The organism is Pseudomonas wadenswilerensis (assembly GCF_900497695.1).
GTDB lineage: Bacteria > Pseudomonadota > Gammaproteobacteria > Pseudomonadales > Pseudomonadaceae > Aquipseudomonas > Aquipseudomonas wadenswilerensis.
Window position 1 is genome coordinate 233,651 of record NZ_UIDD01000005.1, and the last position, 15,455, is coordinate 249,105.

Genomic DNA, 15,455 nt, shown 5'->3' on the forward strand with positions numbered 1-15,455 from the left:
CATCTTGAAAATAGATCAACCCATGAACCTCAAGCAGATTGAGTATGCCCTGGCGGTGGTCGACACCGGCAGCTTCACCCGAGCCGCCGAACGCTGCCATGTGGTGCAGTCGGCCTTGAGTCATCAGATTGCCCGGCTGGAAGAGACCCTCGGCGTCAGCCTGTTCGAGCGCAGTTCGCGGCGCGTGCGCCTGACGCCGGCTGGCGAAGCTTTCGTGCAGAGCGCTCGGCCAGCACTGGAGGCCACCCGGCGAATTGCCGAAGATGTTGCCGCGGCCTGTGGTGAAGTGCGGGGGCAATTGTCCATCGGCGAGATCACCTCGCTGACCGAGTTGGACCTGGTCGACCTGCTGGCCGATTTTCATGCTCAGCACCCGTCGGTGGATATCCGCTGGCTGATGGCCAAGAGCGAATTGCTGACTGCCGATGTGCGCGAGCGGCGGCTGGACGTAGGATTTATCGGAGTCTGGCCGGGCGAGCGGCTGGAGGGCGTTGAGTACCGCCTGCTGGCCGAAGAAGAGCTGGTGGCGGTCATGGCCGTCGAGCATCCGTTGGCGGGCGCGGCGCGCGTGTCCCTGGCCGATCTCGAAGCGCAGCCGCTGGTGGATTTCCCGGCTGGTAGCGGCGCCCGCCGGCAAACCGACGAGGCCTTTGCCGCTGCAGGGGTGCGCCATCGGGTGCAGTTTGAAGTGACCAATATTCGCCTGGTGGAAAAGTTCGCCAAGCGCGGCCTGGCGGTTGGCCTGGTGCCGGCGCGGATCGCCCGCTGCTTCAACGGCGTGGTGTCGGTGGCGGTCGAGGATGCGCCGGTGCGTCACGTGTATGCGATCTGGTCGACGCACCCGACCCCGGCCGCCAAGGCCTTTGTCCAGTTGATTGAGCAGCGCCTGGCGGGCAGGGACAGTCATTGACGTGCCTCAGGCGGCAAAGCCGCCATCGATGCTCAGGCTGGCGCCGGTAATGTAGGCCGCCTCCGGGCCGGCCAGGTAGGCGACGAAGCTGGCGATTTCGTCGACGTGGCCATAACGACCCACCGCCATGAAGCCCATCAGGCTTTCGGCGAACTCGCCCTGGGCCGGGTTCATATCGGTATCCACCGGGCCAGGCTGGACGTTGTTGATGGTGATGCCCAGTGGCCCCAGGTCACGGGCCAGGCCCCGGGTCAGGCCAACCAGCGCCGACTTGCTCATGGCATAGGGGCCGCCGCCGGCGAAGGGCATGCGCTCGGCATTGGTGCTGCCGATGTTGATGATCCGCCCGCCCTGGCCCATGTGCCGCGCGGCCGCTTGCGTGGCAACGAAGACGCTGCGCACGTTCACCGCCAGGGTGCGGTCGAAGTCCTCCAGGCTGAACTCCGCAAGCGGCCCCACCGCCAGTACTCCGGCGTTGTTGACCAGGATGTCCAGGCCACCGAAGGCTTCTGCAGTGCTTTGCACCGCCTGCTGCACGGCGCTGGCATCGGCGCTGTCGGCCTTGATGGCCAGGGCCTTGCCGCCGGCGGCGATGATGCTTTGCTGCAGGGCTTCGGCCTGGGCCGTGGCGTTGGCGTAGGTGAAGGCGACACTGGCGCCTTCGGCGGCCAGGCGTTTGACGATGGCCGCGCCGATACCGCGGGAACCGCCCTGGATCAGGGCTACTTTGCCGTGGAGGCTGGATTGGGTCGACATGCTGTGCTCCCGAAAGAACAAGGCCGGATGCCTTGGATGGGCTTCAGTATCGGCCGCTGATTACCCTGTCGGTAGCCAGTAATCGCTATAGTCTGTGTAAACCAGAAGTATGGAATCAACGGTATGGAATCCTTCAGCAGCATCGAGTGTTTTGTCCGCAGCGCCGAAGTCGGCAGCTTCGCCGAAGCGGCGCGGCGCCTGAGCCTGACCCCGGCGGCGGTGGGCAAGAACGTCGCGCGGCTGGAGGCGCGCCTGGGCGTGCGCTTGTTCCAGCGCAGCACCCGACGCCTGACCCTGACTGAGGCCGGGCAGCGTTTTCTTGAAGAGGTGGCGGCGAGTTTCCAGACCATCCAGTATGCCGTGGCTAACCTGGCCAGTGCCGAAGGGCAACCGGCCGGCACCCTGAAAGTGAGCATGGGCACGGTGTTCGGTCGCCTGTATGTCGTGCCGCTGTTGGCCGAGTTCTTGCGGCGCTACCCGGCGATCAGCCCCGATTGGCATTTCGATAACCGTCAGGTCGACCTGATCGGCCAGGGTTTCGATGCCGCCATTGGTGGCGGCTTCGATCTGCCCCAGGGCGTGGTGGCGCGCAAGCTGACCCCTGCGCACCGGATTCTGGTGGCGGCGCCGACGTATCTGCAGCAGCATCGGCCAATCACCCAGCCTGCCGATTTGCACGAGCTGGATGGCATTCTTATTCGTTCACCGCAGACCGGGCGCGTGCGCTCCTGGCCGCTGACCAGTCGCGAGCAAGAGCAGAGCCCGTTGGACCTGCGCTTGCGCATGACCATGAGTGATTCGGAGGCAGCCTGCGCGGCAGCGGAGCAGGGCCTGGGCGTAGCGCTGGTGAGCATGCCGTTTGCCGTGCCGTACCTGCAGGCCGGCCGGCTGTTGCGGGTGTTGCCGGACTGGTACGTGGATGACGGCAATATTTCGCTGTACTACGCCGAACACAAGTTGCTGCCGGGCAAGACACGGGTGTTTGTCGATTTTGTCATCGAGCAGTTTGCCCGGCAGGGGTTGGCGCAGCGCTTTGATGCGTTGGGCGCTTTATGAGGGGGCTGCTGTGCAGCCCATCGCCGGCAAGGCCGGCTCCCACAGTAAGGGCTCCTGCAGACCCCACACTGGATCAGGGCACGCCGAACCTGTGGGAGCTGGCCTTGCCAGCGATGGAAGGCGCAGCCTTCCTGATCACAGAACCTTGAGGATGGAGTAATTCTGGGGTACCCCGCCAAGCACCAGGCTGACCTCATCCTCTTCAACCTTGCCGAGCAAACACTGACCCAGTGGCGAGCGCGGGGTGATCACCGTTACCAGTTGCTCGCCCTGGCCAATTTTCAGCCCCGCGCCTTCCGGGCCGAGGAACAACTGCTGGCAACTGCCGTTCTCAGCCTCGAGGGTCACCAGGTTGCTGACCTGAATGCCGCGTTGCGGGTCATAGTCGCGCAGCAACAACTGCTGGTACGCCGCCCGCGCCTGGCGGATTTCCTCCATGCGCCGGGCTTGCCCGGTGGCCAGGTACGAAGCTTCGAGGCCCAGGGTGTCGTACTTGTTCTCGGCGATGTTCTCTTCGGCGGTGGCCGCCTCATAGGCGGTTTGCGCCGCGCGCTGGGCGACGTCCAGGTCAAAGCTCAGTGTGTCGATGATGCGTTGCAGCAGGTCGGCTTTGGTCATGGGTTCAGTTACAGAATTCGAGAACGAGGGCGCGGCTTTTTTCTGTCGGCGCGGTGCGGTTCTGTTGCAGCCAGAACTGGCACTTGGGGTTGGACAGGTTGCGCAGGCTGCCTTGCGCCTGCTCTTCGGCCTGCTGTACTTCCTGGTTACGAAGGATTTGTTTGTATTGTTCGAACATCTGGTTTTGCGGGTCTGCCGTCGCCGGGGACGCCGGAGCATTGGCTGGCGGCGCAAGCACCTGGCCGATCGGCTGCAGCGTCGCTGGCAACAGGCGCCCGGCAAGCCACAGGCTCAGGGCAATGGCCACAGCGCCAAGCCACAGGCCCAGGGCAATGCACAGGATCAGTTGCAGCGGCTTTAGAGTGATCTTCAATTCGCGAGGGCGGGGCATGATGGCCTCCTGGCCAGGACACGGGCAGCCATTGTCGCATGGTGCAACGGGTTTTTTTCGTGCCACGCTTTTGTCTGCGATGATTTACCCGGACAATCGGCGCTTTTTCCAAGGGACCAGCGATGAAAACGCACTGGGACATCTTCTGTTGTGTCGTCGATAACTACGGCGACATCGGCGTGACCTGGCGCCTGGCCCGGCAGTTGGTGGCTGAGCAGGGCCTGGCGGTGCGCCTGTGGGTAGATGACCTGAAGGCGTTCGTGCGTATCTGTCCCGAAGCCCAGGCCGACGTTGCCCAGCAATGGCAGCAGGGCGTGGATGTGCGCCAATGGCCATCTGAATGGCAGGACACGGCGGTAGCCGATGTGGTGATTGGCGCTTTCGCCTGTCAGCTGCCACCTGCCTATGTGCAGGCCATGCTCGAACAACCCCGTGCGCCATTGTGGCTGAACCTGGACTACCTCAGCGCCGAAGACTGGGTCGAAGGTTGCCATGGCTTGCCGTCGCCCCAGGCCAATGGCTTGCGCAAGGTGTTTTTCTTTCCGGGCTTTAGCGCGAAAACCGGCGGCTTGCTGCGTGAGGCAAACCTGCTGTCACAGCGCGACGCGCTCCAGCAGGACCCGGCTGCACTCAAGGCATTTCTGCAGGGCCTGGGCGTAACGCCAGAAAACAATGCCCGGCTGATTTCGCTGTTCGCCTACGAAAACCCCGGCGTGGCCAGTTGGCTGGACGTGCTGGCCGCCGACAGCCGCCCCAACCACCTGTTGGTACCCGAAGGGCGCGTGCTGGGTGACGTTCAGGCCTGGCTTGGCGAACAGGCGCTGAGCGTGGGCAATATTGCCCGGCGCGGTGCGCTGACCGTGCAGATCCTGCCCTTCGTCAGCCAGGACGATTACGACCGGCTGCTCTGGTGCTGCGATTTCAACGCGGTGCGTGGCGAAGATTCTTTCGTCCGTGCGCAGTGGGCGGCACGGCCGCTGCTCTGGCATATCTATGTGCAGGAAGAATACGCCCACTGGGAAAAACTCGAGGCGTTTCTCGACCTGTACATCCTGGAATTGTCCGCCCCGGCGGGGGCTGCGCTGGTGCAATTGTGGCGAGCCTGGAACATGGACAGCGACATGGGCCAGGCCTGGCAACAGGTGCTGGCGCACTGGGACGAACTGGACCGGCATGCCCGCCGCTGGAGCGCGGTACAGGCCGCTCAGCCGGACCTTGCCGCGGCGCTGGTACAGTTTTACCGAAATTGGCTATGATATGCGGCCTCGATTTTTGTAAATCCATCCAAATTCGGATATATCGCAATGAAAACTGGTAAAGAACTGAAACCCGGTACCGTGATCCGTATCGACAACGATCCATGGCTGGTTCAGAAGGCTGAGTTCACCAAGTCGGGCCGTAACAGCGCGATCATGAAGACCAAGCTGAAGAACCTGCTGACCGGCTACAAGACTGAAACCGTCTACTCGGCCGACGACAAGCTGGACGACGTGATCCTGGATCGCAAAGAAGCGACCCTGTCGTTCATCAACGGCGACACCTACACGTTCATGGACACCACTGACTACACCATGTACGAGCTGAACGCCGAAGACATCGAGGCCGTTCTGCCGTTCATCGAAGAAGGCATGGAAGACGTCTGCGAAGCAGTGTTCTTCGAAGAGCGCCTGGTTTCGGTTGACCTGCCAACCACCATCGTGCGTCAGGTTGACTACACCGAAGGTTCCGCTCGCGGCGACACTTCGGGCAAGGTCATGAAGCCAGCCAAGCTGAAGAACGGTACCGAGCTGAGCGTTGCTGACTTCATCGAAATCGGCGACTGGATCGAAATCGATACTCGCGAAGGTGGTTCCTACAAGGGCCGTGCCAAGGTCTAAGCCTGGCGTACCTGCGAAATCGAAAAACCCGGCCTTGGCCGGGTTTTTTTATGCCTGGAACTTGTCGATCAAACCGTCACATTCAGGCGCACGTCGACGTTGCCACGGGTGGCATTGGAGTACGGGCAGACCTGGTGGGCAGCTTCGACCAGCGTTTGCGCCTCAGCCTGTTCCAGGCCTGGCAGGTTGATGTTCAGGTCGATATCCAGGCCGAAACCACCCGGAATCTGGCCGATGCCAACCTTGGCGGTGATCGAGCTGTCTGCGGGCAGGGCTTTTTTCTGCTGGCCGGCGACGAACTTCAGGGCGCCGATAAAGCAGGCCGAGTAGCCGGCGGCAAACAGCTGCTCGGGGTTGGTGCCGTCACCACCCGCGCCGCCCAGTTCCTTGGGGGTGCTCAGCTTGACTTCCAGCTTGCCGTCGCTGGAACGCGAACCGCCGTCGCGGCCACCGGTGGATTTGGCTTCAGCAATGTACAGCGGAGTGACCTTTTGCATGTTGAGCCTCGCTTGTGAGTTGCGCCGTGGCGCTGAGTGGGTACGGAAATTAAATTAGCGCGCAATTATTTAGTGCGCAAGATAATTTTTCGGTCGACCTACGAACGGTCATTTCTCAGCATAGCGCTCAGAGGCTTTTTTGCAGGTTGGCGCGCAGCGCCAGCAAGTCGGCCTGCAGCTGTTGCAGGCGTTCGAGGTTCTCGCCGCTAGCGGCGAGGATGCAGTGCGGTACATCCTTTGCCCGGGCTTGCAGGGCGTGACCCTGTTCGGTCAACTGCACCAGTACTACCCGCTCATCTTCGCGGCTGCGGGTGCGCTTGAGCAGGCCTTCGGCTTCCAGGCGTTTGAGCAAAGGTGTAAGCGAGCCTGGATCGGTCAGCAGACGCTGGCTGATCTCTCCGACTGTCAAACCATCCTGTTCCCACAGCACTAGCATCGCCAGGTACTGTGGATAAGTCAGCCCGAGCTTGTGCAGCAGTGGCTTGTAGACCTTGGTCATCAGCAGCGAGGTCGAGTGCAGGGCAAAGCACACCTGGTTATCCAGGAGCAGTTCGTCGCAGGGAACAGGCGCTTTCGGGTCGGCGTTCATGCACATCCTTTATTTCGTTAAGTCCTTTAAATTTAGCACGCAGGTCATTAGCGCACTTACTGCCAGCGCAGCTCGCTTTGCAGCGCCAGGTCCCAGGGCGGAATCGGGCTGAAGCGGCTCTTGAGGAATTCGAGCAACAAACGGCTGCGAGAGTTCGTTTCATGTTCCAGGCGCAGGGCATAGATACCGCTGCTTTCGGCGCTGGGCAGGCCGTTGTCACAGAATAGCGGTAGTAATTCCCCACGCAGCAGGTATTCGCTGATCAGCCAGGTGGGCAGGTGAGCGATACCCAAGCCGGCGAGGGCGCCGAACAGCAGGGTTTCGGCATTGTTGGCGCTCATGCGCATGCGCGTCGGGCGGTACAGGCGCATTTGCCCGTCGACCGCGAAGCGCCAGGCGAAGGGCGGGGCCAGGCCGTCCCAGTCCAGGCCGTCATGTTCGGGCAATTCAGCCGGGCTGGCGGGAATGCCGCGCTGGGCCAGGTAGGCGGGGCTGGCGCAGGCAATACGGACCATGTAGGCCAATGGCGTGGCGACCAGGCGGGTGTCTGCCAGAGGGCCGGCGCGCAACACCAGGTCGACTTCGCCCAGGTGCGAGCCGTGCAGGTCGACAAAGCTGTCGATCAGGCGCAATTGCACGTCCAGCCCGGGATAGGCTACGAGAAAATCGGCGATGGCCGGGGCCAGGTGGCGGCGACCGAACGCGGCCGGCGCGTCGATGCGGATCAGGCCTTCCGGGGCGTTGCTCAGCGATACCGCTTCCGCGCGGGCCAGGCGCAGCTCTTCGACGATCCGTCGGGCGCGTTCGGCAAAGGCATTGCCGGCCGGAGTTGGCCGTACCGCATGGGTGCTGCGCACGAACAGGCGGCTGCCGACTGCGCTTTCCAGGGTGTCGATACGCCGCGCCACCGCCGAAGGCGTCAACGGATGACGCCGGGCGGTGGCGGAGAAGCTGCCGGTTTCCAGAACATCAAGAAACAGGCTGAGTTGTTCGGTCAGGGCATTGGGGTTCATGCTGCGAATCTGCTTTTGCGTAAATGGCACAGCCATTGTGCGTTGCTGTGCGTTTCCCCGCTAGCGCCAGCTCGGTAGCATGCAGCGATTGGCAATTCAGAGAGGCGGCAATGATTGAGTGGGCGATGTACATAGCGCTGGGCGCGGCACTGGGCACGGTGGGTGGGTTGTTCGGCATCGGTGGCGGGCTGATCGCGATTCCGGCGCTGGGGGTGCTGTTCGGTCTCGACCAGCAATTGGCCCAGGGGACGGCGCTGGTGATGGTGGTGCCCAATGTGCTGCTGGCGCTGTGGCGGTATCACCAGCGTAATCGCATCGAACTCAAGCATGCGTTGCCCCTGGCCACGACCGGCTTTGTCTTCGCCTGGCTCGGTTCGATCTGGGCCGTGGGCGTCGATACCCAAGCCATGCGCTTTGGCTTTGTGCTGTTTCTGGGGGCGCTGGCGGCCTGGAACCTGGCGCGGATGTTCATGCGCACTGCCCAGCCCGCCAGTGAGCTGCGCCAGCCCTGGCCGTGGCTGGGCGTGCTGGGCAGCGGTGCCGGGGTGCTGGGCGGTTTGTTCGGCGTCGGTGGGGCCGTGGTGGCAACGCCGGTACTGACCAGCGTGTTCGGCACCACCCAGGTGGTTGCCCAAGGTTTGTCACTGGCCTTGGCTGCCCCCAGCACGGCCGTCACTTTGCTGACCTACGGCCTGCATCAGCATGTGCAGTGGAGCATGGGCATACCGCTGGCTGTCGGGGGCCTGCTGAGCATCAGTTGGGGCGTGAAACTGGCTCACGCCTTGCCGGAAAAAGCACTACGTTCGCTGTTCTGCGGCTTTTTGGTGCTGTGCGCGGTAATGCTGGCCTTCAAGATCTGAAGCCTTCGATGATGTATTCGGCCAGGCAGTCGGTCATTTCCGACTGCGTTGTGCGATTGCGCAGCAGCATGATGCTGGCTGTGGGCAAAGGCGGCAGGCCTTCGGCTTCGCCAATGATCTGCAAGTCGCTGGTTATCAGGCTCTGCAACTGCGCGGTAACGGCCAGGCCGGCACTGACCACGGCCATGATCGCCGCGGTGCTGGCACTGGTGTAGGCGATCCGGTACTCCTTCTCGATGGCATCCAGGGCATTGCAGGCCCAGGTCCGGCAATAGCAATCGCAGTTGAACATCGCCAGCGGCAGAGGATTGTGCTCATGCGGGCAGAAACCCTGGGCCTGCACCCACACCGCGCGCTCGCGACGCAGCAACTGACCGATTTCGTTGCCCGGTTCACGGGTGATGATGGTCAGGTCCAGGTCCTGGCGCTGCATCAACTGCCGCGAACTTTCGCAATGGACCTCGACCTGAACCAGCGGATAGGCCTGGGCGAAGCTTGAAAGGATGCCTGGCAGAAAGCGCATGGCGTAGTCGTCCGGAGTGCCGATGCGCACCACGCCGACCATGTGCGGCATGCGCAGGGTATTGAACACCTCGCCGTGCAACTTGAGGATGCGCCGGGCATAGCCGAGCAGCACCTGGCCCTCGGCGGTCAGGCGCACCTGGCGGCCATCGCGCTCGAACAGCTGGCGCTGGATGATGTCCTCCTCCAGGCGCTTCATCTGCATGCTCACCGCCGACTGGGTACGGTTGACTACTTCGCCAGCGCGGGTGAAGCCGCCGTGTTCGGCGATGGCGACAAAGGTGCGCAGGACGTCGGAATCGATACTCTGGTACTGGGACAAGGCATCAATCTCCTAAATGTATGACATAAGAAACATTCGTTGGATTGATCTTATGCCGGGTCTGACACTGTCGTCATCCCAACAGGAGGGTAAGACGATGAAAGGTCAGAAATCGCTTGTTCTGCAGTACTCAACGTCCCGGCACAGCTGGTTCCACCAATTCACCCAAGGCTTCAGTCAGCAACTGACGCGCTGGCGGCAATTGCACCGCGAGCGCCGCGAACTGGCGCGCCTGAGTGATGCGGCGCTGGATGATATCGGCCTGAGCCGGGCGGATATTCTGCGCGAGGTGGAGCGTCCATTCTGGGATGACCCGCTGAGAAAATGAGTCGCGTCATCGAAGTGCCACGACTAATGTAAGTGGGCTTGTTCACAAGGAGCCGGGCATGCCCACCACACAGTCCTTTTCCCAGGCCCAGGCGCGCCGCCTGGCGTTGTCCGCCCAAGGCTTCAACAACCGGCAGGCGAACAGGTCGATCGGTGCCGCGCAGCTGAACCGGATGATCGAACGCCTCGGTGTGGTGCAGATCGACTCGGTCAATGCCCTGGTGCGTTCACACTACCTTCCCCTGTTTTCCCGTCTCGGCAGTTATCCACAGGCGTTGCTCGATCAACTGGCCTGGGGGCGCAACCGGCAACGCAAACTTTTCGAATACTGGGGGCATGAGGCCTCGCTGCTGCCGCTGGAGCTGTATCCGCTGCTGCGTTGGCGCATGGACCGAGCGCGCCAGGGCCAGGGCATTTATCAACAGTTGGCGCGCTTCGGCCGCGAACAACAACCGACCATCGCCCGGGTGCTGGCGGCGGTGACCGAACAGGGCGCCCTGGGCGCTGGCAGCCTGTCGACCCGCCAGGAGCGCGCCGGCCCCTGATGGGACTGGAGTGCCGAGAAACACGCGCTGGAATGGCTGTTTGCCGCCGGGCTGGTAAATGTCGCCGGCCGCCGCGGTTTCGAGCGCCTGTACGATTTGCCGCAGCGGGTGCTGCCGGCTGCACTGCTTGAGCAACCGCCCATGGATGAGGCCGCCGCTCAACGCGGGCTTTTACTGCATGCCGCAGGTGCGTTGGGAGTGGCCACCGAGAAGGACCTGCGTGACTATTTTCGCCTGGCCCCCGGCGACAGCCGTGCGCGGTTGGCCGAGTTGCTCGAGGAGGGCGCTTTGCAGGCCTGTACGGTGCAGGCCTGGCCGCAACCGGCGTACTGCCTGGCGTCGCTGCGGGTGCCGCGCACAGTGAGCAGCAGCGCGTTGCTTTCGCCCTTTGACTCATTGGTGTGGGAGCGCGAGCGCACCGAGCGTCTTTTTGATTTCCGTTACCGGCTGGAGATCTACACGCCGGCGCACAAACGCGTCTACGGCTATTACGTGCTGCCGTTCCTGCACAACGAACGCATTGCCGCCCGTGTAGACCTGCGTGCCGAGCGTGCCCATGAGCGCCTGACGGTACACGCGGTGCATGAGGAACAGCCAGGGCTGGATGAAGCGGGCATGCAGGCCCTGGCCGAGAGCCTGCAACGCATGGCCGCCTGGCTGGGCCTGGCCGAAGTGCAGTTGAATTGCCCGCGGGCCAGCGCCGCACGCTTGCGCGTGGCACTGGCCAGCAGCCGCTTTAGCGACGTACCTGCTTGAGGGTCTCGGCGATCAAGAACGCCAGTTCCAGCGATTGATCGGCGTTCATCCGTGGATCGCAATGGGTGTGGTAGCGGTCGGAGAGGGAGTCTTCGGTGATCGGTCGCGCGCCACCGATGCACTCGGTGACGTTTTGTCCGGTCATCTCGATATGGATGCCACCGGCGTGACTGCCTTCGGCCTGATGGACCTGGAAGAATTGCTTGACCTCGCTGAGAATCTGGGCGAAATCGCGAGTCTTGTAACCGCTGCTGGCCTTGATGGTGTTGCCGTGCATCGGGTCGGAACTCCACAGCACCTGGCGACCTTCGCGTTCGACGCTGCGAATCAGCGCTGGCAGATGCTCGCCGACCTTGTTCGCGCCCATGCGCACGATCAGGTTGAGGCGACCCGGGTCGTTGTCCGGGTTGAGCACATCGATCAGGCGGATGAGCTCGTCGGTATTCATGCTGGGTCCGACCTTGACCCCGATCGGGTTGTTCACCCCGCGCAGGAACTCGACATGGGCGCCGTCGAGCTGGCGGGTGCGGTCGCCGATCCAGAGCATATGCGCCGAGCAGTCGTAATAGTCGTTGGTCAGGCTGTCCCGGCGCACGAAAGCTTCTTCGTAGTTCAGCAGCAGCGCCTCATGGGCGGTGAAGAAACTGGTTTCGCGCAGTTGCGGCGAGCTGTCCAGGCCGCAGGCGCGCATGAAGGCCAGGGTTTCATCGATGCGGTCAGCCAGCTGGCTGTACTTTTCAGCCAGCGCCGAGTTGGCGATGAAGTCCAGGTTCCATTTATGCACCTGGTGCAGATCGGCAAACCCGCCCTGGGCAAAGGCGCGCAGCAGGTTAAGGCTGGCGGTGGACTGATGGTAGGCCTGCAGCAGGCGCTCCGGGTCCGGCACCCGGCTCTTCTGGTCGAAGCCGATGCCGTTGACGATATCGCCACGGTAGGCCGGCAAGGTGACCCCACCGATGGTTTCATCGCCGGCTGAGCGCGGCTTGGCGAACTGCCCGGCCATGCGACCGACCTTGACCACCGGGCAGCCGGCGGCAAAGGTCATGACGATGGCCATCTGCAGCAGTACCTTGAAGGTGTCACGGATCTTGGCTGCCGAGAACTCGGCGAAGCTCTCGGCGCAATCGCCGCCTTGCAACAGGAACGCGCGGCCCTGGGTAACCTCGGCGAACTGACGGCGCAGTTCCCGGGCCTCGCCGGCAAATACCAGCGGCGGATAGCTGGCCAGGGTCTGCTCGACATTGAGCAGGCGGGCAGCATCAGGGTAGCTCGGTTGTTGCTGGATCGGCAGGGCGCGCCAGCTGTCAGGACTCCAGGGGTGGTTCATCACGGGCTCGATCTGGTCGGAAAAGGGCTGTCTGCCATGTTAACAGTTGCGGCGCGCCTTGTTGCACTGGCGCCATTGACGGACAATGGCGGTTTTTTGCGTGGTACAGCGGCGCCTGCCGGGAGACAGCATGACAGAGGAACGGGTAGAGCGGCTGCTGGCCCAGGTGCATGACCAGTACGGCACTATCAGCGTGCTGGAAGTCGAGGACTATCGCTTCCTCGAGTTCGGCGAGGCGATCGAGCAGAGCTGCGTGTTCACCGCCGACCCGAGCTGGCTTGAGTACGACTATACCCGTGCCATGCTGATTGGTGCGCTGGCCCACCCTGAACCGGAAAGCGCGCTGTTTCTGGGCCTGGGTGCCGGCACCCTGACTCAGGCCTGCCTGAAGTTCCTGCCGCTGGAAGACGTCGAGGCCATTGAACTGCGCCCGGATGTGCCGCGCCTGGCCATCGAGTACATGGGCCTGGATGATGACCCGCGCCTGTATATCCGCATCGGTGATGCGATGGAGTTGCTGGAGACGGCCGAATGCGCCGACCTGATCTTCGTCGACCTGTATACCGACCATGGTCCGGGCGTCGCGCACCTGGCCTGGAGTTTTCTGGAAAACTGTCAGAAGCGCCTGAACCCCGGGGGCTGGCTGGTGATCAATCAATGGGCCGGTGACGACGGCAAGCCATTGGGTGCGGCGTTGCTGCGTGGCCTCTATCACCGTCATTACTGGGAGCTGCCGGTCAAGGAGGGCAACGTGATCCTCATGGTACCGGCTGACCTGGATCAGCAGCTCGATCTGCCAGGCCTGACCGCCCGGGCCGAGGCCCTGGCGCCACAACTGGGCTACTCGTTGCAACCGCTGATCGGCGCGATTCGCCCGGCGTCCTGAGGCGCGTCACTGTGTCACTGGCGGAAAATCGATTCAGCCGCCAGCCTCGTTAACTTCCCGGGCCCGCCGCAACGTGGCCTGGCGCTGGCGTGTTTCATTAAAAAAATCTCCCGTGAACGGCTAATTCAGGTATAGTACGCGCCGGTCTTTCACCGGACCTCGTTTAAGGTAGTGCAATTCCCCGAAGCCAGCTTCGGCTGCGCGTCCGCATCGCGGACTCTCCTTGACGTTCCTTTTTTTCTTCAATCGTTTTCGCAAATCCCCGCCGACAAAGCTGCCAGGGTGACCTTCGGGTCTTACAAGGCATGTGCAGCTTTGGAGCATGGGTCTTTGCGGATGCACTTAGAGGCAGACCCATGACCCAGGAAACCGGCGGCTTCGCCGCTCTCGATCTTCATCCAAGTATTGTTGCCGCCGTTGTGGCTACTGGCTACGAAGAGCCATCGGCCATTCAGCAGCAATCGATCCCGATTATTCTTGCCGGTCACGACATGATTGGTCAGGCGCAGACAGGTACCGGTAAAACCGCCGCCTTCGCTCTGCCAATCCTGCACCGCATCGACCCGAGCAAGCGCGAGCCGCAAGCCCTGATCCTGGCGCCAACCCGTGAGTTGGCGCTGCAAGTAGCCACCGCTTTTGAAACCTACGCCAAGCAGATGCCGGGCGTTACCGTGGTGGCTGTATACGGTGGTGCCCCGATGGGCCCACAACTGAAAGCAATCCGTAACGGCGCGCAAATCGTCGTTGCTACCCCTGGCCGTCTGTGCGACCACCTGCGTCGCGACGAGAAGGTCCTGGCAACCGTCAACCACCTGGTGCTCGACGAAGCCGACGAAATGCTCAAGCTGGGCTTCATGGATGACCTCGAAGTAATCTTCAAGGCCATGCCGGAAAGCCGTCAGACCGTACTGTTCTCGGCCACTCTGCCAGCCTCGATCCGTGCCATCGCCGAGCGCCACCTGCGCGAGCCGAAGCACGTCAAGATCCAGACCAAGACCCAGACCGTTACCGCGATCGAACAAGCCCACCTGATGGTCCACGCCGACCAGAAGGTTTCCGCTGTCCTGCGTCTGCTGGAAGTGGAAGAGTTCGACGCGCTGATCGCCTTCGTGCGTACCAAGCAAGCCACCCTGGACCTGGCCAGCGCCCTGGAAGCCAAAGGCTACAAAGCCGCTGCGCTGAACGGTGACATTGCCCAGAACCAGCGCGAGCGCGTCATCGACTCGCTCAAGGATGGCCGCCTGGACATCGTCGTCGCTACCGACGTCGCTGCTCGTGGCCTGGACGTACCGCGCATCACTCACGTGTTCAACGTTGACATGCCGTACGACCCTGAGTCCTACGTTCACCGTATCGGCCGTACTGGCCGTGCCGGTCGCGAAGGCCGTGCGCTGCTGCTGGTTACCCCGCGCGAGCGTCGCATGCTGCAGGTGATCGAGCGTGTTACCGGTCAGAAGGTGGCTGAAGTTCGCCTGCCTAACGCCCAGGCCGTTCTCGATGCCCGCATCAAGAAGCTGACCAACAGCCTGGCGCCGCTGGTTGCTGACGCCGAGTCGACCCACGGTGATCTGCTTGATCGCCTGACTGCCGACATCGGTTGCAGCCCACGTGCCCTGGCCGCCGCTCTGCTGCGCAAGGCTACCAACGGTCAGGCCCTGACCCTGGATGCGGTCGAGAAAGAGCAGCCGCTGGTTCCGACCTACACTCCGCGTGAGCGCACTGGCGATCGTCCAGAGCGTGGCGAGCGTGAGCGTCGTGCACCGATGCCGCTGGGTGAAGGTCGTGCCCGTTGCCGTACCGCGCTGGGTGCGCGTGACGGTATCGCCGCCAAGAACCTGCTGGGCGCCATCCTCAACGAAGGCGGCCTGGCCCGCGAAGCCATCGGCCGCATCCAGGTGCGCGACAGCTTCAGCCTGGTCGAGCTGCCGGAGGAAGGTCTGGAGCGTCTGCTGACCAAGCTCAAGGACACCCGTGTTGCCGGCAAGCAGCTGAAGCTGCGCCGCTACCGCGAAGACTGATCCGCGAGCGATAAAAAAATCCCCGACTGGTTCGGGGATTTTTTTTGCCTGTGCCGGTCTGTGGAGCTGTCCGTGGGGGTGTATCCACCCTGTGGGAGCTGGTCTTGCCAGCGATCGAGCGCGCAGCGGTCGTAATCCAGGCGCCGTCTGATGTGCTGGCGGGACTGGCCTCATCGCTGGCAAGC

16 protein-coding genes and 1 pseudogene are annotated in these 15,455 nt (G+C 62.8%); 9 read left to right on the forward strand and 8 right to left on the reverse strand.

Features of this window, described 5'->3' with window-relative positions; all coding sequences use genetic code 11:
- The first annotated feature begins 22 nt into the window (after positions 1-22).
- A complete protein-coding gene (locus CCOS864_RS08325; RefSeq protein WP_115085887.1) occupies positions 23-910 on the forward strand; it encodes a LysR family transcriptional regulator in 888 nt (295 codons plus the stop codon).
- Between the two features lie 6 nt (positions 911-916).
- Here CCOS864_RS08325 and CCOS864_RS08330 read toward each other — a convergent pair whose 3' ends face one another.
- A complete protein-coding gene (locus CCOS864_RS08330; RefSeq protein WP_115085888.1) occupies positions 917-1,666 on the reverse strand; it encodes a 3-oxoacyl-ACP reductase family protein in 750 nt (249 codons plus the stop codon).
- A 123-nt stretch (positions 1,667-1,789) separates the two neighbouring features.
- Here CCOS864_RS08330 and CCOS864_RS08335 point away from each other — a divergent pair, with 123 nt between their 5' ends.
- On the forward strand, positions 1,790-2,722 hold the full coding sequence (locus CCOS864_RS08335) for a LysR family transcriptional regulator (protein ID WP_115085889.1): 933 nt from the start codon (positions 1,790-1,792) through the stop codon (positions 2,720-2,722).
- A gap of 135 nt (positions 2,723-2,857) precedes the next feature.
- Here CCOS864_RS08335 and CCOS864_RS08340 read toward each other — a convergent pair whose 3' ends face one another.
- A complete protein-coding gene (locus CCOS864_RS08340) occupies positions 2,858-3,340 on the reverse strand; it encodes a GreA/GreB family elongation factor (RefSeq protein WP_115085890.1) in 483 nt (160 codons plus the stop codon).
- 4 nt (positions 3,341-3,344) lie between these two features.
- Positions 3,345-3,731, reverse strand: coding sequence for a hypothetical protein (locus CCOS864_RS08345; protein ID WP_115085891.1), 387 nt, complete (start codon positions 3,729-3,731; stop codon positions 3,345-3,347).
- A 122-nt stretch (positions 3,732-3,853) separates the two neighbouring features.
- Here CCOS864_RS08345 and earP point away from each other — a divergent pair, with 122 nt between their 5' ends.
- Together earP and CCOS864_RS08355 are read left to right on the forward strand one after the other, a co-directional pair.
- Positions 3,854-4,987 (forward strand): elongation factor P maturation arginine rhamnosyltransferase EarP, encoded by a 1,134-nt coding sequence (gene earP / locus CCOS864_RS08350; protein WP_115085892.1) that lies wholly within the window; start codon positions 3,854-3,856, stop codon positions 4,985-4,987.
- Positions 4,988-5,035: 48 nt separating this feature from the next.
- The gene (locus CCOS864_RS08355) at positions 5,036-5,608 is read left to right on the forward strand and encodes an elongation factor P (protein WP_038994110.1); all 573 of its coding nucleotides are present in this window, start codon (positions 5,036-5,038) and stop codon (positions 5,606-5,608) included.
- A gap of 68 nt (positions 5,609-5,676) precedes the next feature.
- Here the strand turns inward: CCOS864_RS08355 and CCOS864_RS08360 are convergent, their stop codons facing one another.
- From CCOS864_RS08360 to CCOS864_RS08370, 3 genes are all read right to left on the reverse strand, one after another.
- A complete protein-coding gene (locus CCOS864_RS08360) occupies positions 5,677-6,105 on the reverse strand; it encodes an organic hydroperoxide resistance protein (RefSeq protein WP_115085893.1) in 429 nt (142 codons plus the stop codon).
- 127 nt (positions 6,106-6,232) lie between these two features.
- Positions 6,233-6,694, reverse strand: coding sequence for a MarR family winged helix-turn-helix transcriptional regulator (locus tag CCOS864_RS08365; RefSeq protein WP_115085894.1), 462 nt, complete (start codon positions 6,692-6,694; stop codon positions 6,233-6,235).
- Positions 6,695-6,750: 56 nt separating this feature from the next.
- Complete coding sequence (locus tag CCOS864_RS08370) at positions 6,751-7,707, reverse strand: LysR family transcriptional regulator (RefSeq protein WP_115085974.1); 957 nt, start codon at positions 7,705-7,707, stop codon at positions 6,751-6,753.
- A gap of 110 nt (positions 7,708-7,817) precedes the next feature.
- On the opposite strand from CCOS864_RS08370, the gene CCOS864_RS08375 reads away from it, so the two are divergent.
- Positions 7,818-8,567 carry a sulfite exporter TauE/SafE family protein gene (locus CCOS864_RS08375; protein ID WP_115085895.1) on the forward strand — a complete coding sequence of 250 codons (750 nt, stop codon included), beginning with the start codon at positions 7,818-7,820 and terminating at the stop codon, positions 8,565-8,567.
- On the opposite strand, the gene CCOS864_RS08380 is transcribed toward CCOS864_RS08375, so the two are convergent.
- Positions 8,557-9,411: a LysR family transcriptional regulator gene (locus CCOS864_RS08380; protein ID WP_115085896.1), complete on the reverse strand. Its 855-nt coding sequence runs from the start codon at positions 9,409-9,411 to the stop codon at positions 8,557-8,559. The genes CCOS864_RS08375 and CCOS864_RS08380 overlap by 11 nt on opposite strands.
- 97 nt (positions 9,412-9,508) lie before the next feature.
- Between CCOS864_RS08380 and CCOS864_RS08385 the strand changes: the two genes are divergently transcribed.
- Positions 9,509-9,739: a DUF1127 domain-containing protein gene (locus CCOS864_RS08385; RefSeq protein ID WP_325175816.1), complete on the forward strand. Its 231-nt coding sequence runs from the start codon at positions 9,509-9,511 to the stop codon at positions 9,737-9,739.
- 58 nt (positions 9,740-9,797) lie between these two features.
- Positions 9,798-11,039: pseudogene (locus tag CCOS864_RS08390) on the forward strand (winged helix-turn-helix domain-containing protein).
- On the opposite strand, the gene CCOS864_RS08395 reads toward CCOS864_RS08390, so the two are convergent.
- Positions 11,020-12,366 (reverse strand): class II 3-deoxy-7-phosphoheptulonate synthase, encoded by a 1,347-nt coding sequence (locus CCOS864_RS08395; protein ID WP_115085898.1) that lies wholly within the window; start codon positions 12,364-12,366, stop codon positions 11,020-11,022. The pseudogene CCOS864_RS08390 and the gene CCOS864_RS08395 overlap by 20 nt on opposite strands.
- 130 nt (positions 12,367-12,496) lie before the next feature.
- Between CCOS864_RS08395 and CCOS864_RS08400 the strand changes: the two genes are divergently transcribed.
- Complete coding sequence (locus tag CCOS864_RS08400; RefSeq protein ID WP_115085899.1) at positions 12,497-13,252, forward strand: spermidine synthase; 756 nt, start codon at positions 12,497-12,499, stop codon at positions 13,250-13,252.
- A 356-nt stretch (positions 13,253-13,608) separates the two neighbouring features.
- On the forward strand, positions 13,609-15,270 hold the full coding sequence (locus CCOS864_RS08405; RefSeq protein WP_038994122.1) for a DEAD/DEAH box helicase: 1,662 nt from the start codon (positions 13,609-13,611) through the stop codon (positions 15,268-15,270).
- Positions 15,271-15,455 lie beyond the last annotated feature (185 nt).

Excerpts from the sequence above, each read along its gene's own strand:
- CCOS864_RS08325 (WP_115085887.1), top strand. The coding sequence starts at position 23 with ATGAACCTCAAGCAGATTGAGTATGCCCTGGCGGTGGTCGACACCGGC.
- CCOS864_RS08330 (WP_115085888.1), bottom strand. The coding sequence starts at position 1,666 with ATGTCGACCCAATCCAGCCTCCACGGCAAAGTAGCCCTGATCCAGGGC.
- CCOS864_RS08335 (WP_115085889.1), top strand. The coding sequence starts at position 1,790 with ATGGAATCCTTCAGCAGCATCGAGTGTTTTGTCCGCAGCGCCGAAGTC.
- CCOS864_RS08340 (WP_115085890.1), bottom strand. The coding sequence starts at position 3,340 with ATGACCAAAGCCGACCTGCTGCAACGCATCATCGACACACTGAGCTTT.
- CCOS864_RS08345 (WP_115085891.1), bottom strand. The coding sequence starts at position 3,731 with ATGCCCCGCCCTCGCGAATTGAAGATCACTCTAAAGCCGCTGCAACTG.
- earP (WP_115085892.1), top strand. The coding sequence starts at position 3,854 with ATGAAAACGCACTGGGACATCTTCTGTTGTGTCGTCGATAACTACGGC.
- CCOS864_RS08355 (WP_038994110.1), top strand. The coding sequence starts at position 5,036 with ATGAAAACTGGTAAAGAACTGAAACCCGGTACCGTGATCCGTATCGAC.
- CCOS864_RS08360 (WP_115085893.1), bottom strand. The coding sequence starts at position 6,105 with ATGCAAAAGGTCACTCCGCTGTACATTGCTGAAGCCAAATCCACCGGT.
- CCOS864_RS08365 (WP_115085894.1), bottom strand. The coding sequence starts at position 6,694 with ATGAACGCCGACCCGAAAGCGCCTGTTCCCTGCGACGAACTGCTCCTG.
- CCOS864_RS08370 (WP_115085974.1), bottom strand. The coding sequence starts at position 7,707 with ATGAACCCCAATGCCCTGACCGAACAACTCAGCCTGTTTCTTGATGTT.
- CCOS864_RS08375 (WP_115085895.1), top strand. The coding sequence starts at position 7,818 with ATGATTGAGTGGGCGATGTACATAGCGCTGGGCGCGGCACTGGGCACG.
- CCOS864_RS08385 (WP_325175816.1), top strand. The coding sequence starts at position 9,509 with ATGAAAGGTCAGAAATCGCTTGTTCTGCAGTACTCAACGTCCCGGCAC.
- CCOS864_RS08395 (WP_115085898.1), bottom strand. The coding sequence starts at position 12,366 with ATGAACCACCCCTGGAGTCCTGACAGCTGGCGCGCCCTGCCGATCCAG.
- CCOS864_RS08400 (WP_115085899.1), top strand. The coding sequence starts at position 12,497 with ATGACAGAGGAACGGGTAGAGCGGCTGCTGGCCCAGGTGCATGACCAG.
- CCOS864_RS08405 (WP_038994122.1), top strand. The coding sequence starts at position 13,609 with ATGACCCAGGAAACCGGCGGCTTCGCCGCTCTCGATCTTCATCCAAGT.